Here is a 24,629-nt window from a genome sequence, read left to right as displayed (position 1 = left end):
CCAGAGGGTCAGCATCCTGTTTTTTATTTACTCTTCGATTAGAAGAAAACGTTCATACATCCGGTCCATCATCGCATTAATTCGGGTACCAATTTCCTTGTAAGCTTTCGTTTCCAGATTAGCCAGAGACACGCGCACCGTCCACTTGCTTGATCCGAAAGCTTCGGATTTCAGCAGCATGAGACGTTCTTCTTCCGCCAGCCTGGCAACAATATCGGTCATCGTCCAATTTTCCTGAATAAAGGACTTGAATTCTGTACCATAACGTTTAGTCAGCCACCAGTCAAAATCAATCTCACAGTAATAGGCTGTATTGTATTCTTCAATAGGCATGGTTAAACCGATGGATTCATACAGCAGCTGGCCGCGCTTCTGGCAGACCTGCATCACTTCGTCTTTGTACTTGTCTGTCTCATCCAGTAGAGCATACAAACTGAACAAAGTCATCATGACCTGCTGCGGCGCAGAAAGACCTGCTGCATGATTTAACGCAACAGAACGGCTGTCGGCAACCATTCTATCAATAAAGGAAATGGCACGCGGGTCGGATGTAAGCGTCCCATAGCGTTCATCCAGTTCCTCTAACTTGTCTTCCGGCAGTTCTTTCAACAGCCTGTCAAAGACATTATCTTTTGCTAGAGCAATCGTTCCTATTCGCCAGCCTGTCGCACCAAAATATTTAGAATACGAATAAATACAGGCTGTATTATATGGTAAAGCAGTAAATAGAGATGTGAATTTTTTCAAAAATGTTCCATACACGTCATCCGAAAGAATCATCAGATCCGGATTGTCTTTTGCCACAATATCCTTCATCTGATCGATGGAATCATCATAAATGGAATTCGCTGTCGGATTACTCGGATTAACGACAAAGACCGCTTTAATTTCCGGATTTCTTAATCGGTCCAGTTCTTTTTCAGCAAACTGATAACTGGACTGGCCGTTTATCGTCATCATTTCTGAGCGAATGTATTCCACATCAAAACCATATTCAGGTAGTTCCGGTATTTCCATATATGGGGCAAAGGTGGGAATCATCAGCGCAATTTTATCTCCGGGCTCAAGCAAGTGATTATTAACCAGTGACTTGAACGTGTAAACTATACCGGCTGTTCCACCTTCTACCGCAAAGATATCAAAGGGAACAGAGTCTTTTGAAAACAGTTCATGATGAAGGTACTGTTTAATCGGCTGCTCGCAGGCCCTAAGTACACGTTCAGGATACGGATAATTATCTCCAATACTATAGTCCAGCATTTCATTTAACCACTGTTCTCTTGGCATGCCCATCAAATGGGTACCTTCGTTCCAGATTTCTTTCAAAAGATTTGATCCGTCAGAGTCTCTCTGCTCCAAAAACGTTTCAAATCGGTCAGAGCGTCCACTCTTGTCCTTAATTTTCGTGCCTAAAGATTCTTTTTCTTTGATGACTGTCTCTTTGGTTGCAAACTCTCCGAGGAGGAAGTACGCTTCTCTCGGTATGGGTGCAGTCCAGTTCGGGTTCCCTCTTCCTGCATTAAGCCACTCTTTGGCTTTCTTCTGTGATCCCATACGACGTTCCAAATATAGTGACAACTCAAATGGACTTAAACTCTCTAATTCTTGCTTCAAGGTTCCACTCCTTCTTTTATTAAGGCCTGTATGTGCGGCTCTTAGTTGTTAATGAGTATAACAAACGCCCTCACTATCCCCTAGGATAATGCCCAAGTTTTAATCCGATTTTATGCAATTCTCATTTGTTTGTAAGAGTACTTACATTAATCAAAAAACGCAAAAGTTTGTTAAAATAATCACAAATCAAGCTATTTTAATTTCGCTATTATAATCAGAGTTATATCAACGACTATAGTGAGTAATCCTTTAATATTCTGCTAACCGGGTAAAGTTTCGAGTCATTGGTTTTATATTGTCCGATTCTTAGTATAGATTTTCAGTAAGCACTATTAATACTAAAAAAAGACTCCCCGTTAAGGAAGTCTTCATTTAAATTTTACTGATAAGTGTCCAGCCAATTGCTGACTTCATTAAGTCGTTCAATTCTCAAGTTCGGCAGGCCTTCACGGGATAGACCATGACTTGATTTTGGATACAGTACCATCTTCGTTTCGACACCATGTTTCTTCATTGCGGTATACATTTGTTCACCCTGCTCCTGTGGACAACGCAAGTCTTCCTGTCCATGAATAATCAGTAGTGGGGTCTTGCAGTTCTGGGCAAATGCCAAAGGAGACATCTTCCATAAGTCTTCCATCTGAGAGACATCTCGCTTCAGCTGAAACTCAACAAAGAAGGCTCCTACGTCACTTGTGCCGTAAAAACTGACCCAGTTGGAGATACAACGCTGTGTCACTGCTGCTTTAAACCGGTCTGTGTGCCCGACAATCCAGTTAGTCATAAAGCCGCCATAGCTTCCGCCTGCTACAAATACGGACTCTCGATCAATTTCTGGATGCTTGTCTAGAACAGCGTCCGTACCAAGCATCAGATCTTCATAGTCCTTATTGCCGTAATCTCCCAAAATAGAGGCGACAAATTCCTGCCCGTAGCCGTTTCCTCCTCGAGGATTCAGCATAATAACGCCATATCCTTTAGATGCAAGCTGTTGCATTTCATGGAAAAAGCTCTCTCCATAACACACTTGCGGTCCGCCGTGAATATACAGAACAGCCGGGTGCTTCTCTTTCTTTTCAACAGGCGGCACATACCAGCCTTGAATATCCCACTCATCGGCTCCTTTGTACCAGAACCGTTCGGGTGTGGAGAAAGTCAGATCCTTTTCCACAGTTTCATTGGGGTTATACACATTTGTCACTTCGCCAGTTTCAAGATTCAAAGATGCCAGACGGGATGGGGTCGTTAAATCTGAGTACGTCACCACTGCCGTCTGTTCATTGACGATATCCCCGTCTGTAATGTGCCATTCCTTGTCAACAAGACAGGTCTGCTTGCCTTCTGTATCCCCCTTATAGAGCAGCAGCTTTCCGTGCTCTGTTACAGGGTAAATGAAGGCATCATCTGACAGCCATTTAACCGGGAAGCCCTTTACTTTCTGCTGGAAGTCTCCGATAATCAAATCCCCTGCATACTTATCTTTAACGGATACTTCTTTAAAGGTGCGCTCTTCTCTGTTCCATAAGTAGACACTGTTCAGAGTAACAAAGGCATGCGAGAAATCATTCCCGGTAAACAGGAAGTGGGTTTCTGAGGCATTCACTGCTTCAAAAGAGAAACTGCCGTCCGGTATTTCCTTCGTAATTAACTTCGCGGATTTTTCTGCAATAGCATACTCATAGACACTGGCACCGTATACCCACTCATCTTCAGGATTCAGCTTATCCACATATAAGAGATAGCTTTCATCTCGACTGACATACTGGAGACGAATCGGACGTTCTTTTTCCAGAACCAGAGAAGACTCTTTCGCGGCCACACTGATTTTTTTGATCTGGTAGCTGCGGTCCGTTTCAGTAATACCCTGACCGTCCATCTTGTACTGCAGCTTCGTAATCGGTACAGGTTTTACCTCTTCTTTTTTATTCTTTTCATCGCTGTTCTCCTGCTTGTCTTCAGGCTTTTGAGTCGTCTGGTAGTATACTGATCCACTGTTTCCGACCCATTCATATGAGCTGACGCCTTCTTTTTCATCAGTCAAAGCAAAAGCTGTTCCGCCCTTAACCGGCATAAGGAAAACCTGGGGTTTCTTATCCTTATTTTTGGCTATAAAACTAAGCCACTTTTCGTTAGGGGATGCTTTAACCGATGAGGGGTTCATGTCCTCATCTACCCATAGAACGCGTTCACCAGACTCAGGATGAATGCTGTACAAAGACGAACTGTACTGATTATCTTTTTTATCTGTGCGTGTTTCAAGGTAAAAGTATTTGCCGGCAGCAGCAAGTGGCTGCGAGACATTTTTCAAGTCAAATAATGTATCTGCTGTAATTGTCTTCATTCTATACGTCCTTTTCACATCGATTTGTTAAACTGTAATTAAAACTATAATTATTTTCTCATTTAATAAACAGCTCGTCAATGTACAAATTTCTCAAACTGTTTAATCCTTGTGTCTCATTTTTTTGAGGTAACCTGTGTTATAATAAGAGTGATTATAGAAAGGAATGGTAAAGATGACTGAATTGAAAAAACAGCAGAAGATTATTCTGATTGGGGACGGAGCAGTCGGCTCCAGTTACGCTTATGCCTTGATTAATCAGAATATTGGACAGGAACTCGGCATTATCGATGTAAACAGAGAAAAAGCCGAGGGAGATGTCATGGATTTGGAAAGTGCTCTTGCTTTCACCGCTCCTAAAAAGCTATACGTTGCGGACTACGAAGACTGTCACGATGCAGACTTAGTCGTTTATACTGCAGGTGCTTCACAGAAACCAGGCGAAACCAGACTCGATCTGACCGAAAAAAATCTGCGTATCACTAAAGATGTGGTGGAAAAAGTAATGGCCAGTGGTTTTAATGGCATATTCCTGGTAGCGACAAATCCTGTGGATATCCTGACATACGCTGTCTATAAATTATCAGGACTGCCTTCCAATCAGGTCATCGGCTCCGGAACCTCTCTGGACAGTGCACGTTTCAGACAGGCTGTAGCTAACCTTCTGGATGTCGATGTACGAAATGTCCATGGCTACATTATCGGAGAACACGGCGATACAGAATTTCCAGTCTGGTCACATGCCAACGTTGCAGGCCTGCAGATTAATGAATGGTTGAAAAATAATCCGGATACGGATGAAGAGGCTCTCGTCAACATCTTCTTCTCAGTGCGGGATGCTGCTTATGAAATTATCAAACGTAAAGGTGCCACTTTTTATGGTATCGGTGTGTCTCTAGCACGTATCACACGTGCCATCCTCAGCAATGAGAATGCTGTCCTGCCCCTTTCAGTCTACCTAGAAGGCGAATATGGACAGGAAGATATTTATATTGGTTCACCGGCCATTGTCAATCGAAACGGTATTGAGAGAATTGTTGAAATACCGCTGAATGATTCTGAAAAAGAGAAAATGAAGCATTCCGCTGATGTGATTCGTAAACACCTGAAAGAAGTGCTCGAAAAGAATCCAGACTTAGGATTTACTATTTCAGATTAAAAAAATAAAGCAGCCAGTGACTGAGTCACTGCGCTGCTTTTTTACATAGGTATAATGATGTCTTCTTCCTCGTAGATTTCATCCCCATCCTGATTCTCAGCATGGATTTCAATAATCAGCTGATGCGGAAGAACAACTGCGGTCTCACCCGGCTGACTGATCCAGCCTCTTCTGACTCCCAGCTGGTCAGGGCTGTTGTCTTCCCGGTTCCTTATACGGGTTCCGTCTACTTCAATAATATTATACTGACCTTCAGCGGGTTCCAGACGAAATTCTTCATGAGGCGTTTCTTCACTGAGCTCAACACGGTAGACTTCCTCACCGGACACTTTAACTGTCGCAACGATCCGTGCATCCTCATCAATATTACCCAATTGAATGCCATATACGATATGCGGAATAAAAGAAGCAATGAACAGACAGACGATTATGATGATATCCAGCGGCTTCATATTTCTCAAATGGAATTTAATTCTCTCAATCATCTGACTGTGCTCCTTTCATTCTTTATAGAAAGCACGGGCCAATCTGTGAGAATGATTAACGGACGGCTTTAAGCGCCTTGTCTTTCAAACTCAAAACATTAACCGGCTGCTTTTATCATTAGCCTTTGAACTGTTTTTCAAATAATGGAGATACTGAACGATTCTCATGAATGCGTTTGATGGCATGTCCCATCAGTTCGCCAACACTGACCTGAACCACTTTGTCGATTTTCTTGTCTTCAGGAAGCATGATTGAATCTGTAACAACCATTTTCTTAATGGAAGACTTTTCCAGACGTTCAATAGCCGGACCTGAAAAGACAGGGTGTGTTCCACATGCATAGACTTCCTTGGCACCTTTTTCAATCAGTGCATTAGCAGCCAATGTAATTGTACCGGCAGTATCAATTAAATCGTCAATCAGAACAGCAGTCTTGCCTTCAACATTACCGACAATATTCATGACCTCCGCAACATTAGCTTTTGGACGACGCTTGTCAATTATCGCTAATGGGGACTTCAGAAATTCTGCCAATTTACGCGCACGCGTCACTCCGCCGTGATCCGGTGAAACGACAACTGTATCTTCTCCGCCCAGTCCTTCATCAAGGAACCAGTTTGCCAGCAGAGATGCACCCAGCAGGTGATCCACTGGAATATCAAAGAATCCCTGGATTTGAGAGGCATGCAGATCAAGCGTCAGCATGCGGTCTGCGCCCGCCTGTGTAATCATGTTGGCTACCAGCTTAGCTGTAATGGGTTCACGTGACCGTGCTTTTCTGTCCTGTCTGGCATAGCCGTAATATGGCATAACAATATTAATGGTTTTCGCACTCGCTCTTTTCAATGCGTCAATCATAATCAGAACTTCCATCAAATGGTCATTTGTTGGCGCAGAAGTTGACTGGACCACATACACGTGGTCTCCTCGAATACTTTCCTCAATATTGATGCGGATTTCACCATCACTAAATTTGTTGACTGAAACCTCTCCCAGCTCAACTCCAACATCTTTAGCTATTTTCTCAGCTAAAGATTTGTTGGAACTTAGTGCAAAAATCTTCAGTTTTGGATCAGAATAATGTTCAGACATGTCGGCCTCCATCTATTTTTCACTCTTTATTTTACCTACTCTTAGTTTATGCTTAAGTCTTGAATAAATCAACTGTACAAGTTAATGAAAGCCCTATTTTAAAGAGATTTCTAATCTTTGTGAGGCATTTTTTTAAAATAGCCTTCTTTATTGACCTGACGTGCTCGTGCAATCGCCAGTGCTTCTGCAGGCACTCGGTCTGTTATTGTTGACCCTGCAGCAATATAAGTGTTGGCTTCGACTGAAACAGGCGCAATCAGGTTTGTATTGCAGCCGATGAAGGAGTTGTCGCCTACTTCAATGTGATGCTTCTGCTTGCCGTCATAGTTGACAAATACGGTACCGCAACCCAGATTAATATTTTCACCTAATGTGGCATCGCCGACGTATGTCAAATGACCGACTTTCGTGTTTTTGCCTAAGGTTGCTTTTTTAATCTCAACGAAGTTTCCAACGTGGACTTTTTCTTCCAGAACTGAATCCGGTCGCAAGTGGCTGTTTGGTCCGATATCACTGTTGTTGCCCATTTTAGAGGCTTCAATCAGTGAACTTCTGACTTTGACCTGGTTGCCGATTTCACTGTCTTCAATAATTGAATGCGCGCCAATGAAGCTGTCTTCCCCAATAACGGTTTGACCTTTCAAGTAGACTCCCGGTTCAACTACAGTATCCTGACCAATAACCACATCGCTCTCGATATAGGTCTGTTCAGGATCAACGAATGTTACGCCGTTGCGCATGTGTTTTTCATTGATTCGTTTTTTCATCAACTTACTGGCTTCAGCCAATGCCACTCGGTCATTGACCCCTAGCGCTTCTGACTTGTCTTCAAGCTGATACGCTGAAATGAGTTCACTTTGGTCTTTCAGAATTTCCATGACATCCGGTAGGTAGTATTCTCCCTGTGAATTGTTGTTGTCCACTTTTTCCAACGCATCAAATAAAGCACGGTTGTCAAAGCAGTACGTACCTGTATTGATTTCCTGAACCGCCTGCTCTTCTTCAGAAGCATCTTTCTGCTCGACAATTTTGGAGACTGCTCCATCTTTAGAGCGGATTACGCGTCCGTAACCAAATGGATTTTCTGCATGTGCAGTCAATACCGTAGCTTTAGCTCCAACTTTTTCATGATGAGCCATTAATTTTTCCAAAGTATCTGTAGTCAGTAATGGCGTGTCCCCACAGATGACAAGTGTGGTGCCGTCTTTTCCTTTCAGCAAGTCAGCGGCCTGTTCAACAGCATGCGCTGTTCCTAGCTGCTCTTCCTGAAGAACATATTCACTTTTATCTCCTAAGTACTCCTGGACCGTTTCAGCCCCTACTCCAGTTACTGTAACGACCTTATCCATTTTCGCTTCCATCGCCTGATCAACAACGTGACCAACCATCGGTTTTCCCATGACAGGGTGCATGACCTTATAAAGCTTGGACTTCATGCGTGTTCCCTGACCTGCTGCAAGAACAACTGCAAATCTGTTAGACATGATTTTCTCCTCATCTTTTTTTAGTTATACCACTTTAGCATTATTACAACTTTTTATGCAGAACACATAAAAACCTTCTTACATGATACTTGATGAAGCGGGGCTTTTCAAGCTGGATAAGGTGTATTGTTTGTCCTATTTCGCACACTTTCCTATAATTAATTTAAGTAGACGAACTGGCTGCCGCTATAAATGCAGACCAATTTAGTCCTATAATTTGAAGGAGGATGTTCGATGAATAAAAATCAGACCATAATAGGTAGCTATCCAACGGAGAAAGAAGCTGAATCCGTTGTTAAAAGACTGATCAGCGAGGGATACGATAAAGAGGACATCACGATATACACGAATAGTGAAAAAAGCACACAACTTCGCAACCCGAAAGACGTAGAAGTCGCTAATCCGGACGTGAACGGCACTGACGAAGACGGCGACAATGATAAAAGTTTTTGGGAATCACTTAAGGACGCCTTTACAGTCCGTGATGACGATTACTACGAGGACCCCAATTACCTTGTCGAAGACGACACCCTGCACATGTACCGTGACGATTTGAAAAAAGGCTATGTCATAGTGGGAATCGACAAGGCCGATGACGGTAAAGATCGACGTGAACAATCTTCATCCGATCAGGTAAAAGCAGACGACCCTGAGCTGGATACACTTGGTACTACGGCCGGTTTCCCCGATGAAGGAAGCGTCCAAGGTATGGGTGACGGTGGACAAGTGCCTTCCGAGCCTAAGACAACAGACGGCACCCCTCCTGAACTGGAAGATACTCATGGAGAAGCCAATCCGGAAGATTCGACGGACAGCAGAATGCGTCAGACCCGCAAGGAAAAACTGGACGATTAACAAAAAATCATTCCACCTGATAGCCTTTCTAAGGTTCAGGTGGAATGATTTTTTGTTGCACTTTGTGACGGCTCAATCCGTCGATTTTTTGCCAGGTTGAGCTGTTTTATATCAACTTGAAGAACTCCCGACTATTGAGTTGGGGTAATCGCTGGTTTTTCCATTAACTCCAGCCTCTGGTACTCCACGAATTGGGCTTATCCCTAGTTATTCCATTAACTCGACTCTCAGGTACTCCGCGAGTTGGGCTTATCCCTAGTTATTCTATTAACTCGAGTCTCAGCTACTCCGCGAGTTGAGCTTATCTTGAGTTATTCCATTAACTCTAGTGACTCATGCTGTGCGAGTTGGGGCAATCCCTAGTTATTCCATTAACTCTAGCCTCTCGTGCTCCGCGAGTTGGGGTAATCGCTGGTTTTTCCATTAACTCAAGTCTCAGGTACTCCGCGAGTTGGGCTTATCTCTGGTTATTGCATCAAGTCGGCTGGCTATTCGGCCTGAGTTCATGCTATCTCGTACCCAATAGGAAAATCGGTGCACTCAAATTATTAGTTCTCTTCCTTATCGTGTGAATCGAGCGAAAAATTGCCTGATGAGACTTCGATAGTCCGTTCCTGCGCATCCACTCGGTCGATTTTAACTAAGGAGGTATAGTCTTTAACCGAGCGTTCCCCGTTGAATAAGTTTTCGGCAATGACTGTAGATCCGACAACTTCGGAGTTGAACTCTTCAATCAGACTAATCATACCGTTGACGGTTCCGCCGCCTTTAAGAAAATCGTCTACGATGAGGACTTTGGACCCCATATCCAGACTTCTTCGCGACAGCTCCATTTTTTCAACACGATCCGAAGCCGAACCTGAAACGTAATTGATGCTGACAGTTGACCCTTCGGTGACTTTGGAGTCGCGACGAACGATTACAAAAGGTACATTCAGATAAAACGCAACCGACTGCGCAATCGGTACACCTTTAGTGGCTACGGTCATAACGCTATCGACATCTTTATCCATGTACTTCGATGCTATCGCACGACCGATTCGTCTGAGCCATTTCGGATCGCCCAGCATATCGGACAGATAAACATAGCCTCCCGGAAGCAGACGTTTGGAATGATTCAGCTCCTCACATAAATCACTGATGAACTGATCGACGTCTTCGGCTTTCATTTTAGGAATATACTTGACGCCCCCAGCAGCACCTGGCAGTGTTTCCAGGAATCCCAGTCCTCTTTTGGAAAAGGTATTTTTGACAATAGTCAAATCTTCACTGATGCTGGATTTAGCTGATTCATACCGATCGGCGAAAACCGTCAGAGGAATCAATGTATGGGGATGCTCCATTAAATAATGCGTCATATCAATTAACCGTTCACTTCGTTTTACTTTCACTTTTCGTTCACCTCTCTGAGTAGCGTACGTTTATATCATTATCTTACTTATTCTACCTTTTTTATTCGTATTTTAACAGTTGTTTTTCACATTTTCGCAAATAATGTTCGTGAAAAGTAAAAAAGTGCGCTCGAGGCGCACTTTTCATCCTCATTATTTTGTTTCAATTTCCACCAGTAAATCATTTGACTGAATCTGGTCGCCTTCTTTAACGAATAGGCGTTCCACTTTTCCGTCAATTGATGAACGGATAGTTGTTTCCATTTTCATAGCTTCTGTAATGACAATGGCATCGCCTTTTTGAACTTTATCGCCGCGACTGACCAGCACCTGAAGTACAGATCCCGGCATAGTGGCCCCAATGTGTCCTTTATTAGACGGCTCTGCCTTCTTGCGGATTGCCGTCGTTGTGGTGACACTCTTATCCTGCACTTCAATCTGACGGCCTTGGCCATTCAACTCAAAGTAGAGGGTGCGGTTTCCTTCCAGATCCGGGTCACCAATCTGATTCAGTTTAATAATCAGGGTTTTCCCTTTTTCAAGCGTTACTTCGACCTGTTCCCCCATACGCATACCATAGAAGAAGGTCGGCGTATCAAACTTATGCACTTCTCCGTACATATTGTAGAAGAAGGTATAATCGAGATAGACTTGTGGATACATAATGTAACTTACCACTTCTTCCATTGTCGGTTCGCGGTCAAGGTGTTCTGCCAGTTCCCCTTTGACCAGCTCGAAGTCGACTGGCTGCTTGTAGTCGCCCGGTCGCTTATCCAAAGGCTTCTCACCATTCAGTACTAATCGCTGAAGTTCTTGAGGGAAGCCCCCTTCAGGAATACCCAAATCGCCTCGGAAGAAGCTGACAACTGATTTAGGAAAATCAATATCTTCTCCTTTTTCATAAATATCTTTTTCTGTCAGATCATTTTGAATCATAAACAGTGCCATATCACCAACTACTTTAGAAGACGGTGTTACTTTGACAATGTCCCCGAACATTTTGTTCACGAGAGTGTAGGCTTCTTTGATATCATCCCAGCGGTCTTCCAGTCCGACACCTTTCGCCTGCTGCTTCAAGTTGGTGTACTGTCCGCCTGGCATCTGGTGAGTATAGACCTCTGTGGACGCCGCTGGCATGCCTTCTTCAAAGTCCGCATAGTATTTGCGCGTATCTTCCCAGTAGCGGTTAAGCTGCTCAACATTTTTAATATTGAATTTCGGAGCGTGGGACGTGCCTTCCAGTGCATAATACAGACTGCTGATGCTTGGCTGACTTGTCTTACCACTCAAAGCACTCTGGGCCACATCGACAACATCGACTCCGGCACGGATAGCGGCACCATAGGTATACACGCCGTTCCCACTTGTATCATGCATGTGCAGATGAATCGGAATGGATACTGTATTTTTAAGTTCGCCAATCAGACGATAGGCCGCATGTGGTTTCAAGAGCCCCGCCATATCCTTGATAGCCAGAATATGGGCACCCATTGCCTCGAGTTCTTTTGCCATTCGCTTGTAGTAGTCCATTGTGTATTTAGTCTGAGACGGATCATTCAAATCACCCGTATAGCAGATCGCTGTTTCAGCAATTTTATTCTGGTCTCTAACGTATTGAATACTTTTTTCCATCTGCGGCAGCCAGTTTAAACTGTCAAAGATTCGGAAAACATCGATACCGTTCTGAGCCGCTAGTCTGATAAATTCTTCCAGAACATTATCCGGCAGATTTTCGTAGCCTACACCATTGGATCCTCTAAAGAGCATCTGGAACAGTGTGTTCGGCATCTTCTTGCGCAGCTTTCTCAGTCTTTCCCATGGATCTTCTGTCAGGAAACGGTAGGACACGTCAAACGTTGCCCCGCCCCACATTTCAAGAGAAAACAGTTCCGGTATAGCCTTTTCCGTTTCTTCTGCTATCTCCAGCATATCATGCGTACGCATACGGGTAGCTAAAAGACTTTGGTGGGCATCTCGGAAAGTAGTATCCGTCATCAGAACAGAATTCTGTTCTTTCAGCCATTGCGAAACAGCCTCCGGACCTTTTTCATCTAAAATGTGTTTAGGATAAACCAGATCTTTATCCGGCAGAATCAGATTCTCCGGTCGACGCGGTTCCTTGAAGGCCCGTTTTTCAACTTTACCGATACCTGGGAAACCATTGACGGTCACATTCCCGATGTATTTTAGAGATTTATTTCCTCTGTCCCGAAGTTTCGGGTACTCAAAGAGTTCCGGTGTTTCGTCAATGAAACGCGTGGTTGCTTTGCCTGAAGAAAAAACTGGGTGTTTCAGAACGTTAATCAAAAACGGGATATTCGTTTTGACTCCGCGAATTCTGAACTCAATCAGTGAGCGGGTCATTTTCTGTACGGCTTTTTCATAGTTGATCGCTTGTACTGATAGTTTTACCAGCAAGGAATCAAAGAAGGGGGTAACAACCGATCCCTGGAACCCATTTCCCGCATCCAGACGAATACCAAAACCACCTGGTGAGCGATACGTATTAATTTTACCCGTGTCAGGCAAGAAGCTGTTGATAGGATCTTCTGTTGTGATTCGGCACTGGATAGCTGCGCCGGTCAACGGAATATCTTCCTGCTGGGGTAGGCCGACTTCGTCAAACAGATTGTAGCCTTGAGCAATCATGATCTGACTCTGAACGATGTCGATACCGGTAATCATTTCCGTAACGGTGTGCTCAACTTGAACACGCGGGTTGACTTCTATAAAGAAAAACTCGTCATTTTCAAGTAAAAACTCAACGGTTCCCGCATTGACGTAGTCTACATGCTTCATCAGCTTGACAGCTGTGTCGCAAAGGTCCTGTCTTATATCAGGCGACAAATCCACACATGGGGCAACTTCGACCACTTTCTGGTGACGTCTTTGAACTGAACAGTCCCGTTCGTATAAATGAACAATATTGCCGTGGGTATCGCCTAAAATCTGTACTTCAATATGCTTAGGATTTGAAATGTAGCGTTCCACATAGATGTCATCGCGACCAAAAGCTGCTTTCGCTTCACTACTGGCACGCGCGAAACCTTCAATCGCCTCTTCTTCATTGTAAGCTACACGCATACCGCGTCCACCACCACCAAGTGCTGCTTTCATCATTAAGGGGTAACCGAATTCTTTACCAAAAGCCACAACGTCTTCAGCTGAAGCAACCGGTCCGTCTGTTCCCGGAATGGTTGGTATACCAGCTTCCTTCGCGACTTCCTTTGCTTTTAACTTGTCGCCAAAAACATCCAGATGTCTTGCTTCCGGTCCGATAAACTGGATACCTTCTTCTGCACAGCGTTCGGCAAACTGCAGATTTTCTGACAGAAAACCGTAACCCGGGTGGATACCTTCAGCTCCTGAGTCTTTTGCTATAGCAATAATGCCTTCAATATCTAGATAAGCATCAATCGGCTTTTTTCCTTTACCAACCAGATAAGCTTCATCCGCTTTGAAACGGTGCACACTCGCTTCATCTTCGGCAGCATAAATACCGACTGTACTGATATTCAACTCGTGAAGTGCTCTGAAAATTCGAATGGCTATTTCGCCTCTGTTAGCTACTAATACTTTTTTCATATCTGTTTCACCTCAACCTTATTTACTTACTATATTATAATGTTCTCTTAACCTTACTCTCTATTTTAACAGAGTTTGATCGATAACAAAAAGTTATTTTCATTTTTAGCAAAAGAACCTGCAGTGATATCGCTCCTGACTGCTTATGCTCACAATGCAGACAGACGATTATGCAGGTTCTTGAAAACAATAGTTTAGTATATAATAACATTTCTTCCATTATTTTTCGCTCGGTACAATTTTCCATCCGCAACATCATTAAGTTGACTGATTTCTTTAACGGTAGAAGGATACTGACTGATTCCGACTGAAATCGTGCTGAACACTTTAGTATAGTCGTTTATCGCAAAGGGATGATGCTCAATTCGTTTACGACACTGTTCCATTAAAGTAACCACACGTCCAAAGGAGGCAGACGGAAAAAGCGCCACAAATTCTTCTCCTCCTTTTCTGAAAACATAGGCATCTTTTTCCAGAATATCTTCGAAAATCTGAGCCATTTCCATCAGGACAAAGTCACCGGCGGCATGGCCATGAGTATCATTCAATTTCTTGAAATGATCAATGTCTATCATAGCAATGCTCAGAGGGTGACCTGTAGAGACTGCCTGCTTTTTGTAGTGATCATAAATATGATTGAACTTTCTGACATTCTTTAAGCCGGTCAGATAATCTATCGTTGATTCGATTTCATATTTTCTCAGAAGGTATTCGGTTGTTCGTACATAGTTCATGAAGAAAACGGCGAATAAGCCTCCCGCCACTGAAATGATTCCATAAAGAAACACAAGCGGATAGAGTATTGAAGTATCTGTTACCCTGTTGATCAGTACTGCTGTATAGAGAAAAGAAGAATAGATAATCATCATCAAGGCTTTGTCCATTAGCTTTGCATTCATTTTCCACTGGTCAATAACCACTAAACCGATGTAAAGAAATATACTGACAACGAGAGCGATATAACTGGACAAACTGACACTGATGAGAAAACGACCTAACGCGATAATAATCGTACTGATTAAAGCGGATTTCCTGCCCACAAACAGCATAAGCAAGACTATCGGAAGGTAGCGGAAATCTGCTATGGTTCCTTGAGCAACTGCAATTGAAAAATGCATCAGCAGCATTCCCATGAGTCCGCCTGCAAGTCCATCTAATACCCAGGCCAACTTACCGGAATTTATTTCCTGCCTGTTGCTCCATCTCGCTTTCATAAATAGAAATATTAACGTGATGACTAAACTGACATTAATCAGCAAGTCTTCTATAAGACCATACATGTAACGTTCCTTTCATTTCAGTTCACTTATCAACCTGACTGGAGATAGCTGTTCACCTACAGATACTTCCAGCTTTAGAGAGGCTGTCTAGAATATTTAGTCAAAACGCACACCTATAAAGTAGGACTGGAAGCCTGCCTTAATCCATCTGACCTCTCCCTGACGGTTATTGACTTCTTCAAATGGGGCATGAATACTGACGCGATCGCCGACGCTCATCTTGTGTTTGGACTTAACTTGACTGCCCTCTTCACTTATGTCAATCAGCTGGATTGAATAGTTCAGTTCTCCGTGAGTAAGTATCCCTCGCCCTTTTACTTTTTCACGCATGATGAGCCGACGTTGAGATAAAGGAATCCGTTTGGTCTGTCTGAGAAAATTGAAGGCAGTCGGTAAGAGACCAGGTCGGTAATAACTTTTTTCTCCTAAAGAACTGTCTGGCGCGCTGTATAACTGACCAACCAGATAGCTGTATTGTTCATGTGTCATGTCTATAAAACGAACACCCCATTCTAAGTGTTCATTATTCGTGGCATCTGCCCAGCGAACTTCCGCAAGTATACTAACGTCTTCAGTAAATTTAATTTGTATGGTGCTGGTTTTTTTATTAAGTTGGTCTTTAGGACCTGTCAAGCGTGCACCGTTGTCACTTAAGTCAAGCAACTGGACAGGTACCTCGTGGGTGCCTTTAAGAACAGATGCACTGACATGGTTGGCGAAACGCTCGGATGACCGGTAGCGTGGCCGCTCGAAAAAGATAAGAAGAACAATAATCAGACCAAAGATATTATAGCTGGTCCAGAACAGATTGATATACAGACTGTTCACTTCAAGATTCACTAGTTCGGGACGAATAAAGGCTGTGAGTCCTCTAACTAGACCAGTTACTGACAAACCGCCCAGTAGCATATGAAACAGACTGGCATGCCACAGAAAGTGGCGCTGATTGGTGTAGACACCTTTCCGGGTGACGTTAAAGGTTTTATTTGTTTTGAGGAACAGCTCGGAAATGATTGCCCAGGACATAGCTGGTGCCAGCGCAATATCATATACATTGCTCCACATAACCGTCCTTTTATTATCCGAAATCAGATGAGCAAACAGCTGTGATGAGAGAAATGCAGGAATCCAGAAAACAAGCAGACTGGTGAACTGAGCATCCAAAACAATAATACCGAAAACAAGGTATAGTATCGGTGCCAGCAAATACACTGTTTTATAGAGACCGAAAAACCAATAGTGCATACCGTCGAGGTAAAGCAGTTTCTGCATGGCTGTCAAGCCTTTTGTAGTAAGGGGATTGTATTTACGCATGACTTGGATGTTTCCTCGACACCAGCGGTCACGCTGTTTAAGTAAGTCTTTGTATGTTTCCGGCGCCAGACCGACAGCAATAACTTCATTGACAAAGACCGTTTCATAGCCCTCAGCCTGTATAAGCATACCGGTCGCCATATCTTCTGTTATGACCCCCGTAGCAAAGCCGCCTATCTTTTCAATTGCCTCACGCCTGAACAAAGCATTGCTGCCAACGTACATAGTCGCATTGAAGCGGTCTTTCTGTTCTTCTATAAGACGCATGAAAAAGTCCTGTTCATTACTGATGCGGTCTCCAGCGAATAAGTTAAACTGAAAGGGATCATCATTATAAAATGCTTGCGGAGCCTGGACAAAGGCCGTCCGCTCATCTGCGAAATACCCCACTGTTTTCGTCAGAAAATTAGCTCTAGGAATCATATCCGCGTCCATAGTCACTACTATGTCCCCTTGCGATACACTCAGCGCATGATTCAGATTACCCGCTTTGGCATGTTCATTGGTTTCGCGGGTAACGTGACGGACACCCAATTTTTCACACAGAAGTCTGATATCTTCTCTATTTCCATCATCGCAGACGAGTATAGACATTTTTTCACTAGGGTAATCCATCATCTGACTCGCCGTAATAGTACGTTTCAAGAGAGGAACCGATTCGTTATATGTAGCAATCATAACATCGACAGTGGGAAGGCTGTCGAAGCCGGATAATGATTTTTTACTGCGTTTGTTTTTCTTCCAGAATAACAGACTGGTTACGATATTTTGAGAGAAACCGGCCCATTCTGTAAAGAGCAATACGAGTCCGGCTATCAGACTGAGCCAACCGACTGATGGCAGTGTATAAACTGACCGCCAGATTAAATAAATCAGCTGAAACAGTAGAAAAAAGACAATGCTTGCTTTTTTGATTGCGGGCTTTTTCATACCGGCAAAGTAAAACACTATAAATAAAGCGCTGACCATTCCAATATACAATAAAGCTAATTCATTCATTCTCTCCACCCTTTACTTTCATAATTGTCAACTATTAATCTTATCTGCTGCTTAACACAAGTTAATTTTATCATTACCGTTGTTATTTCGCACGGCAATTTTAGATGACGTTGCTTCTCTTGAATGAATATAATACTTTTTATAATAATAGTTAAGCCCTTAATATAGTTGATACCAGTATTTACACAGATTATAATGACTTTCCCAAGTGTATTGCATTATGTGTCTAAAAAACAAAGAATTATTTTAAATACATCTATCCTATGAACAAACACAAACACTCCAGCATCTAGACGGAAGTCTTTACACTGGAGTGCATAACTTTAATAGTCGCCGGTTAGATCCCGGCGTTTGCTGAGCCGTTCTCTTCTCGTACTGGCTAGTGTTTTCTTTACTAATGATGTTAAACCAAACAGCAAAATAAAGATGAGGGTGATGGATGCACCTGGTGGCGTTCCGTACTGATAAGAGGCGACTAATCCGCTAAGCATGCCAATCAGTGCCACGCCAATACCAATAAGGATTACCCCATTGAAGCTTTTGCTCAATCGCATGGAAATGGCTGCCGGCAGCACAATGATTGCCGAAACTAATAGTGCTCCTACAATTGGCATAATGACTGCAATAGTGACACCTGTCAGGACATTAAAAAGAATAGACATTACTCGGACCGGTAGACCGGCTGTAAAGGCTGTATCTTCATCAAAGGTCAGTATATACATCGGCTTTCTGAACACTACATACAACAAAATGATAATGATTGTCAACACAGCGAGCAGCACCACTTGTTCCTGACTGATGGTCACAATCGACCCAAACAAGAACTGATTGATACTGACTGATGTTCCGCTCTCATTCAGTCCCATCAGAACAAGTGCTACTGCCATACCACCTGACATCAGCATCGCCACTGAAATTTCTGAATACGTCCGGTATACGAGACGCAAGTATTCAAGTGCAATGGCTACGACCACGACAACACCTATATTTGTCCAGGTCGGGCTAACCCCCAAAAGCAGTCCTAATGCCACACCTGCTAAGGATACATGCGATAATGTATCAGCCATTAGGGACTGACGTCTCAAAATTAGAAACAGACCGAGTATAGGGGCCGTTAGTGAGATGAGGAATGATGCTTGGAAGGCTCTTTGCATGAATCCATAGAAAAACATCTCCAAGGTGAATTCTCCTTTCTGATCAGTTCAATGTGTTTGTTGGCAAATTGACGCAGTTCTTCATGATCATGCGTCACCATCAAAATACCCTTGCCGTGCACTTTACTGTTGTGCTTAAGCAAACGGTAGAATTCTTCACGCGACTTGCTGTCCATGCCAGTCGTTGGCTCATCCAGGACAAACAAATCGGGATCAGTTGCAAACACACGGGCAATGGAGATACGTTGCTTCTGTCCACCTGAGAGTTCACCTATTTTCTTATGGCGCATATCCCACATGCCAACCGATTCAAGTGACTTTCTCACATGCACTTTATCCTCTTTATCCAACCGTTTAAACCATTTGCCTCTAGGATACCGTCCTGACTGAACGAGCTCCAGAACTGTGCTGGGAAAACCGGCATTAAAAGAAGCAACCTGCTGCGGTACATAGCCGACCACAAGATTATCGCCCCATCGATTCTTACTCGACAATTCTACATTCCCTCTTGAAGGTTTTAATAATCCCAATATATTTCTCAATAAAGTTGTTTTGGCTGCTCCGTTTTCGCCTGTCAGCATGACGAAATCTCCTGAGTTCACTTCAAAGGATATATTTTCAAGTACAGGCTCATCATCAAAATGAAAAGCCAAATCATTTACTTTAATGTACTGCATTGCTGGCTGCTCCTTTCATGTTTTTACTGTTTTCCTATTAGCCTGAACAGTTCTATTTAGGCATTAATTTAACACACAAAGAAGTGCCTGACTGCAGGCACTTCTTTTATTTCTATCAATTGATACTCAGTTTTAATGCGTCCAGATTCTCTCTCATCGCTTCAATGTAACCCAAGTCATTTTCTCTTAATTCATCAGATAACGTTTCAAGATCATGAAGCACCGCTGTTTCTGTGTCTGTTTCGTTCGCTACTGTCTGAGCAATGGATGAATTGGCACCCTGCTGATAATAAATGACAGGTGCATTTATTTCATTAACCAGATTGTTAATTTCCGCAATTCGAGACGGGCTCGGTTCAATTTCTGTCGACAAGCCTCCAATAGACACTTGTTCTAGATTATAACGGGCTGCAATATAGCCAAACGCCTGATGCTGTACAACAAAGGTACGATTTTCAGCATTCTCAAAGGCTTCTTCATAGTCTTCATGAAGAGCCTGAAGCTCATCAATAAATGTCTGGGCATTTTCCGAATAATAGGCTTCATTGTCAGGGTCTATTTCAATTAAGGTCTCTTCAATCTGGCGAACCTGATCCTGTGCTAAAACAGGGTCCAGCCAGATATGCGGGTCTTCACCTTCATGGTCATCGATGTGAATCACTTCAACTTCAGATTGGGCAAGTTCATTGCCCTCGGCATCCAGAGCTAGCACTTGGAGATAGAAGTCTTCAGTTCCCGTCTCAAATTCAAACCTGTCTCCTTCTGCTTCATCAGATAGTTCCCAGTCCCCATCACCTTCCTGTGTATACCACTGAAAGTTCTCTGCTTCATCGAACTGAGCTAAAACTGTTACCTGATCTCCGCTATGATAATGAGCAGCGACGCCCAGAGTCGTGACATCTTTCGGAACATCACTGACTAATTCAACATCTGATGAATCAACTGTTTCTAAAGTGGTTGGTGTCTCAAAATGGCTATCTCGTTCAAGTCCGTCCGCTGTACGGACGATTGCTAGCTCGTCATTTTCAACAGAGTCAAGAAGGCTGGGTATCCAGAATTCCATATCTTCACTGCTGTAGACTAGCATGTCCGCATTTGTCGCATCAGCTATATTCTGAGCACTCGGCTCAAAACCGTGAGGATCTACACCACTACCTATTATCATTGAAATATCCGCTTTTTCTCCAGCCACCTGCTGAGTGAATTCATACACTGGATAGAAAGAAGTGATTATAGTTAATTGCTCTCCTGTTGCCTCATTACTGTTTTCGTCTGTACAAGCGCTCAAGACGAGCAGCACGAGCAGAACAGGCAGCCATAGGTATTTTTTTGTTAATTTCATAAGTAACTCCTTGTTTTAAATCGTAATGATTACGGTATATAAAATATCATGTATACACTGCTAAAGTCAAGCTCCTTCTACTCAAAAAGCGGCAAGCATTTTGCCGCTTTCTTTAAATCCTATTAGTGATTATCTACTTCAAGTTCAATCGGATCTGATTCAGCATAAATCTCGTGATTATCATCATAGAGTACCGCGCGAAGTTCAACTGTTTCTTCTGGTGCTGCCATAACCAGCTCATTTGAGGCATAATCAGGCATCATTTCCCATTCAGACTCATCGTTGTCCCTTATATACCAGTGCCAGTCATCATAATCTGTGTCTTCTTCAAGAACAGCTGTCAGTTCGACTAATGCTCCTGTATGGTAGTGATGGTCCATTCCTTCAATACTCATTGCGTGCATACTTTCTGTTTCTTCAGAGTCGGCACTCTCTGCATCTTCATCTAAATCCGAATCAGCTTCCTCGTCTTCAGAATCCATATCGCTTTCCTCTTCTAATTCTTCAGTTTCTTCTTCAGTTTCGTCTGTTTCCTCTTCTTCAACGACTTCTGTACTGTCATCTTCCACTACTTCTTCATCAGTATCGCAGGCAGCTAAGTACAAACTCATTAAAGCTACACCCGAAAGTTTAATCCATTTGTTAGTCATCATCTATTCCTCCTAAGTATGTTAAACAAACGATTCAAGCAAATCGTAATCGTTACGTTTTACATTAAACCATCTTTCCTGAACCCTGTCAACAAAAAAAGACACATTTTTTTAATGTGCCTTTAGAAATGGCTTCACTTCATTGTTCTAACAAGATAGACATCCTTACAAAACCCTTTCAAGCCATTTACTATTCTGTTCGCTTTATTATAATTCTGAGTTAAGCCATACACCGTTGGGCCTGTTCCGCTCATTAGAGCTGTATCTGCCCCGAAATTCAGTATTTTATTTTTCAATTCTCCTGTCAGCGGATTTTGCTTTACAGCCTCCGCTTCCAATGCGTTACCCGTATACTTAATGCACGCGCTGAAGTCATTGTCTTCAATGGCCTGTCGCAGTTTATCTACAGGATAAACCGGAAGAGCTGAAACATTCAGATTTTTAAACACTGTCCAGCTGGATATGCCTTTAGGTGGCTTAGCTACGATGACCCAGGCAAATGGAAAAGAACGAATCGGCTGAACCTGTTCTCCTTTTCCAGTCACATAAGCCGTCTGATTGTAAACGCAAAAAGGTACATCAGCTCCTATTTCTTCCCCAACCGCAGCAAGCTCATTTAAAGACAGCTTCAGCTTCCACAAGCGGTTCAACGCTCTCAAGGCAGCTGCCGCGTCACTGCTTCCCCCACCTAGACCCGCAGCAATCGGGATGGTTTTATCTATATAAACCGAAACACCCTTTTGAATGCCATATTTTTTCCTAAGTAAATCGGCTGTCTTGTAGACGATATTTCTTTCGTCCAGAGGCATAAATGAGCTGTTGGAATCAATGCTTATTTCTTTGTCCTCAAGCGAGAAACTCAAACGATCGGTCAAATCAATGGGAGTCATAATCATTTCCATCTCATGATAGTTATCTGGTCGTTTATTTAAAACATTCAGACACAAATTGATTTTAGCCGGCGCTTTTTCGATCTCTTCCATGTCTTCCCTCCTTTATCAAAGGTTCCTGATTCTATTGTAGAACAGTTTGCCCTATAAATAAAAAAATAGCCTTTATAAACGGGAAAAAGGCACAAAAATAGTAGTATAAAAGTTATTATACTACTAGCTTAACTATTTAATTATGAAACTACTGCACTTTCTTCTTCAAACTCTAGTGTGACTGAATGAGTCAGTACATCGGTATAACTGTACGACACTCGCTCCACTGCGTTTTCGTCCTGATCGAGTTCCACGACAAAAATTGCCGGATAGGTCTCGGTTAAGATTCCTTTGTGTTCTGTCGTTTTCTTACGTCCCGCTTGTGCAATCAATTTAATTTCTCTTCCAATTTGACTGTCCAAGGTATTCTTGATGCTCGCTAAAGTAGTTGGCATGTTCGATTCACCTCACAAAGTATTAACTATACTATAACACAAAAAGACGAAAGTTGAAAGCTCATTTGTAAAGAAAGATAGGTTTTTCTGTAAAGATTAAAATAAAGTGAGGCTAACAGGTGCTTATAATACGGTAAAAATTTCATGGTTTCTTCACAACTCCTTATAAAGCACTCATTTAGATGGACGGAATTGTTCGGATTTTATTTTGTGCATAAAAAAACACCTCAGTTGACTGGTCAGTCTGAATCTGAGGTGCCTGCTGGCTATTTATGTTCGCTGAAGGTTGTTTCAGTCCAATTTAATAGGATTATCCATTAATCAATCGACTGCATAATTAGTGCTTTCGTTTCCCACTGCTAGTTTGGCTGATTAAACTCCATACCTGCTTCTGAGAGTGCATTAGCCAATTTGACAAACTCTTCGATAGACAAGGTTTCTCCTCTTCTTTTCGGATCAATGTCAGCTGTCTGAAGAGCCGACTCCAGTTTTTGCTTGGTCGTCTCCGCTTTTCCAAAAGCTACCAGTAGATTATTCCACAGTGTTTTGCGTCTTTGAACAAATGCGGAGCGGACTAGTCTGAAAAATAACTGTTCATCTTTCAAGTCGTAATCTGAATCGGTTTTCTTTGTCAGCTTGATAATGGCTGATTCGACATTCGGCTGAGGTACAAATACCGTTTTAGGCACAGTAAAGGCCACTTCTGCATCCATATAGTACTGAACGGCTATGGAGAGTGAGCCGTATGCTTTTGTTCGTGGCGATGCTGAAATCCTGCTGGCTACTTCCTTCTGCATCATCAGCACCATTTTGTCCATCTGAATGCCAGATTCTAAAAAACGCATGATAATCGGGGTGGTAATATAATACGGCAGGTTGGCCACTAAAACAACTTCAGAGGCATCCTTCAAATGCTGTTCTGCAAATGCATGCAGATCCACTTTCAAAACGTCTGAATGAATGATTTCAACATTGGGATAGGGCGACAGTGTGTCGTCAAGCACCGGAAGCAGGCGGTCGTCAATTTCAAAGGCAATGACGTTTTTCGCTCGTTTGGCCAGTTGTTCAGTCAACGCACCTATTCCCGGGCCCACTTCTATAACTGTTGTTTCATTAGTGATGTTACCCGCCGTTACAATCTTGCTTAAAATATTTGTATCGATAATAAAATTTTGTCCCAGACTCTTTTTGGCGGACAAGCCGTACTTTTCCAGAATTTCTTTTGTCCGTATCGGTGTTGCAATATCTTTATAGCTTGTCATTATCTCTTCCCTCTCTCACGCTGGTCAGTGCCTCACTCACTTCTGCCTCTGTAATGCCGAACATATTCAAACGCTTCTCCAGCTGCTTTCCGTTGGTGTAACCGATTCTCAACTGCTCTCCCAAGGCTTCTCTCAATGCCTTGGACTGTGGTGAACCAATCAGGTCTTGCTGGATCAGAAACTGCTTGCTTACAGTCGGTTCAGTTTCCATTCTTTCTTCTACTACTTGACTGAGAGCGTTACGAATAACAGCGACTGATGCATGCTCGATGCCGATACTTTCTTTGGACTCACTTCTTCTGCGTGCCTCGTCTCTTGTTAAAAAGGCATGCTTAACGCCAGGCACTTCTTTTGAAATGATTTTTCGAATCGCTTCACCGGGACCGTCCGGGTCAGTAAATACAATGACCCCTCTTGTCTGATTGGCCAGGTCAATCTGGTCCAGTATCTCCTGATTAATAGCTGAACCTCTTGTTTCTATCGTGTCACAGTTCACTGCCAAAGAAAGCCGTTTAGTGTCGTCTCTTCCTTCTACTACAATAACTTCTTTAATTTTCTCCACTAGC

19 protein-coding genes are annotated in these 24,629 nt (G+C 42.9%); 2 read left to right on the top strand and 17 right to left on the bottom strand.

Going from position 1 to position 24,629, the window contains the following annotated elements:
• Window positions 1–27: 27 nt before the first annotated feature.
• Both aspD and ACYVLS_RS06400 read right to left on the bottom strand, forming a co-directional pair.
• Window positions 28–1,614, bottom strand: a complete 1,587-nt coding sequence (gene aspD, locus ACYVLS_RS06405) for an aspartate 4-decarboxylase (RefSeq protein ID WP_460322594.1) — start codon at window positions 1,612–1,614, stop codon at window positions 28–30.
• A 379-nt stretch (window positions 1,615–1,993) separates the two neighbouring features.
• A complete protein-coding gene (locus tag ACYVLS_RS06400) occupies window positions 1,994–3,955 on the bottom strand; it encodes an alpha/beta hydrolase family protein (RefSeq protein WP_460322592.1) in 1,962 nt (653 codons plus the stop codon).
• A gap of 166 nt (window positions 3,956–4,121) precedes the next feature.
• Between ACYVLS_RS06400 and ACYVLS_RS06395 the strand changes: the two genes are divergently transcribed.
• Window positions 4,122–5,114 (top strand): L-lactate dehydrogenase, encoded by a 993-nt coding sequence (locus ACYVLS_RS06395; RefSeq protein ID WP_460322590.1) that lies wholly within the window; start codon window positions 4,122–4,124, stop codon window positions 5,112–5,114.
• Between the two features lie 41 nt (window positions 5,115–5,155).
• On the opposite strand, the gene ACYVLS_RS06390 is transcribed toward ACYVLS_RS06395, so the two are convergent.
• The 3 genes from ACYVLS_RS06390 to glmU all read right to left on the bottom strand — a co-directional run bounded on the left by ACYVLS_RS06390 (window position 5,156) and on the right by glmU (window position 8,176).
• Window positions 5,156–5,599 (bottom strand): NusG domain II-containing protein, encoded by a 444-nt coding sequence (locus ACYVLS_RS06390; protein ID WP_460322588.1) that lies wholly within the window; start codon window positions 5,597–5,599, stop codon window positions 5,156–5,158.
• 118 nt (window positions 5,600–5,717) lie between these two features.
• A complete protein-coding gene (locus ACYVLS_RS06385; protein WP_460322585.1) occupies window positions 5,718–6,692 on the bottom strand; it encodes a ribose-phosphate diphosphokinase in 975 nt (324 codons plus the stop codon).
• A 110-nt stretch (window positions 6,693–6,802) separates the two neighbouring features.
• The gene (gene glmU, locus ACYVLS_RS06380; protein WP_460322583.1) at window positions 6,803–8,176 is read right to left on the bottom strand and encodes a bifunctional UDP-N-acetylglucosamine diphosphorylase/glucosamine-1-phosphate N-acetyltransferase GlmU; all 1,374 of its coding nucleotides are present in this window, start codon (window positions 8,174–8,176) and stop codon (window positions 6,803–6,805) included.
• 234 nt (window positions 8,177–8,410) lie between these two features.
• Here glmU and ACYVLS_RS06375 point away from each other — a divergent pair, with 234 nt between their 5' ends.
• A complete protein-coding gene (locus ACYVLS_RS06375; RefSeq protein ID WP_460322580.1) occupies window positions 8,411–9,031 on the top strand; it encodes a YflT domain-containing protein in 621 nt (206 codons plus the stop codon).
• 548 nt (window positions 9,032–9,579) lie between these two features.
• Here the strand turns inward: ACYVLS_RS06375 and purR are convergent.
• From purR to rnmV, 12 genes are all read right to left on the bottom strand, one after another.
• The gene (gene purR / locus ACYVLS_RS06370) at window positions 9,580–10,422 is read right to left on the bottom strand and encodes a pur operon repressor (RefSeq protein ID WP_460322577.1); all 843 of its coding nucleotides are present in this window, start codon (window positions 10,420–10,422) and stop codon (window positions 9,580–9,582) included.
• 153 nt (window positions 10,423–10,575) lie between these two features.
• The gene (locus ACYVLS_RS06365) at window positions 10,576–14,007 is read right to left on the bottom strand and encodes a pyruvate carboxylase (RefSeq protein WP_460322575.1); all 3,432 of its coding nucleotides are present in this window, start codon (window positions 14,005–14,007) and stop codon (window positions 10,576–10,578) included.
• A gap of 194 nt (window positions 14,008–14,201) precedes the next feature.
• Window positions 14,202–15,287, bottom strand: a complete 1,086-nt coding sequence (locus ACYVLS_RS06360) for a GGDEF domain-containing protein (RefSeq protein ID WP_460322572.1) — start codon at window positions 15,285–15,287, stop codon at window positions 14,202–14,204.
• Between the two features lie 96 nt (window positions 15,288–15,383).
• Complete coding sequence (locus ACYVLS_RS06355) at window positions 15,384–17,600, bottom strand: glycosyltransferase (RefSeq protein WP_460322570.1); 2,217 nt, start codon at window positions 17,598–17,600, stop codon at window positions 15,384–15,386.
• 323 nt (window positions 17,601–17,923) lie between these two features.
• Entirely contained in the window at window positions 17,924–18,778 is an 855-nt protein-coding gene (locus tag ACYVLS_RS06350; RefSeq protein ID WP_460322568.1) for a metal ABC transporter permease, read from the bottom strand.
• Entirely contained in the window at window positions 18,715–19,431 is a 717-nt protein-coding gene (locus tag ACYVLS_RS06345; protein WP_460322566.1) for a metal ABC transporter ATP-binding protein, read from the bottom strand. The genes ACYVLS_RS06350 and ACYVLS_RS06345 overlap by 64 nt, the downstream gene beginning before the upstream one ends.
• A gap of 115 nt (window positions 19,432–19,546) precedes the next feature.
• A complete protein-coding gene (locus tag ACYVLS_RS06340; protein WP_460322563.1) occupies window positions 19,547–20,773 on the bottom strand; it encodes a metal ABC transporter solute-binding protein, Zn/Mn family in 1,227 nt (408 codons plus the stop codon).
• A gap of 122 nt (window positions 20,774–20,895) precedes the next feature.
• Entirely contained in the window at window positions 20,896–21,423 is a 528-nt protein-coding gene (locus ACYVLS_RS06335) for a hypothetical protein (RefSeq protein WP_460322561.1), read from the bottom strand.
• A 134-nt stretch (window positions 21,424–21,557) separates the two neighbouring features.
• The gene (gene ispE / locus ACYVLS_RS06330) at window positions 21,558–22,406 is read right to left on the bottom strand and encodes a 4-(cytidine 5'-diphospho)-2-C-methyl-D-erythritol kinase (protein WP_460322558.1); all 849 of its coding nucleotides are present in this window, start codon (window positions 22,404–22,406) and stop codon (window positions 21,558–21,560) included.
• A gap of 140 nt (window positions 22,407–22,546) precedes the next feature.
• Window positions 22,547–22,801, bottom strand: coding sequence for a Veg family protein (locus ACYVLS_RS06325; protein ID WP_460322556.1), 255 nt, complete (start codon window positions 22,799–22,801; stop codon window positions 22,547–22,549).
• A gap of 359 nt (window positions 22,802–23,160) precedes the next feature.
• On the bottom strand, window positions 23,161–24,063 hold the full coding sequence (gene rsmA / locus ACYVLS_RS06320; protein WP_460322553.1) for a 16S rRNA (adenine(1518)-N(6)/adenine(1519)-N(6))-dimethyltransferase RsmA: 903 nt from the start codon (window positions 24,061–24,063) through the stop codon (window positions 23,161–23,163).
• Window positions 24,050–24,625, bottom strand: a complete 576-nt coding sequence (rnmV, locus tag ACYVLS_RS06315; protein WP_460322551.1) for a ribonuclease M5 — start codon at window positions 24,623–24,625, stop codon at window positions 24,050–24,052. The genes rsmA and rnmV overlap by 14 nt, the downstream gene beginning before the upstream one ends.
• Between the last annotated feature and the right edge of the window lie 4 nt (window positions 24,626–24,629).

This window comes from Alkalibacterium psychrotolerans (genome assembly GCF_054784355.1).
The sequence above is the reverse complement of the archived record's forward strand: the minus strand, read 5'-3'. Positions and strand labels throughout refer to the sequence as shown.

Excerpts from the sequence above, each read along its gene's own strand:
- ACYVLS_RS06400 (WP_460322592.1), bottom strand. The coding sequence starts at position 3,955 with ATGAAGACAATTACAGCAGATACATTATTTGACTTGAAAAATGTCTCG.
- ACYVLS_RS06395 (WP_460322590.1), top strand. The coding sequence starts at position 4,122 with ATGGTAAAGATGACTGAATTGAAAAAACAGCAGAAGATTATTCTGATT.
- ACYVLS_RS06390 (WP_460322588.1), bottom strand. The coding sequence starts at position 5,599 with ATGATTGAGAGAATTAAATTCCATTTGAGAAATATGAAGCCGCTGGAT.
- ACYVLS_RS06385 (WP_460322585.1), bottom strand. The coding sequence starts at position 6,692 with ATGTCTGAACATTATTCTGATCCAAAACTGAAGATTTTTGCACTAAGT.
- glmU (WP_460322583.1), bottom strand. The coding sequence starts at position 8,176 with ATGTCTAACAGATTTGCAGTTGTTCTTGCAGCAGGTCAGGGAACACGC.
- ACYVLS_RS06375 (WP_460322580.1), top strand. The coding sequence starts at position 8,411 with ATGAATAAAAATCAGACCATAATAGGTAGCTATCCAACGGAGAAAGAA.
- ACYVLS_RS06365 (WP_460322575.1), bottom strand. The coding sequence starts at position 14,007 with ATGAAAAAAGTATTAGTAGCTAACAGAGGCGAAATAGCCATTCGAATT.
- ACYVLS_RS06360 (WP_460322572.1), bottom strand. The coding sequence starts at position 15,287 with ATGTATGGTCTTATAGAAGACTTGCTGATTAATGTCAGTTTAGTCATC.
- ACYVLS_RS06355 (WP_460322570.1), bottom strand. The coding sequence starts at position 17,600 with ATGAATGAATTAGCTTTATTGTATATTGGAATGGTCAGCGCTTTATTT.
- ACYVLS_RS06345 (WP_460322566.1), bottom strand. The coding sequence starts at position 19,431 with ATGCAGTACATTAAAGTAAATGATTTGGCTTTTCATTTTGATGATGAG.
- ACYVLS_RS06340 (WP_460322563.1), bottom strand. The coding sequence starts at position 20,773 with ATGAAATTAACAAAAAAATACCTATGGCTGCCTGTTCTGCTCGTGCTG.
- ACYVLS_RS06335 (WP_460322561.1), bottom strand. The coding sequence starts at position 21,423 with ATGACTAACAAATGGATTAAACTTTCGGGTGTAGCTTTAATGAGTTTG.
- ispE (WP_460322558.1), bottom strand. The coding sequence starts at position 22,406 with ATGGAAGAGATCGAAAAAGCGCCGGCTAAAATCAATTTGTGTCTGAAT.
- ACYVLS_RS06325 (WP_460322556.1), bottom strand. The coding sequence starts at position 22,801 with ATGCCAACTACTTTAGCGAGCATCAAGAATACCTTGGACAGTCAAATT.
- rsmA (WP_460322553.1), bottom strand. The coding sequence starts at position 24,063 with ATGACAAGCTATAAAGATATTGCAACACCGATACGGACAAAAGAAATT.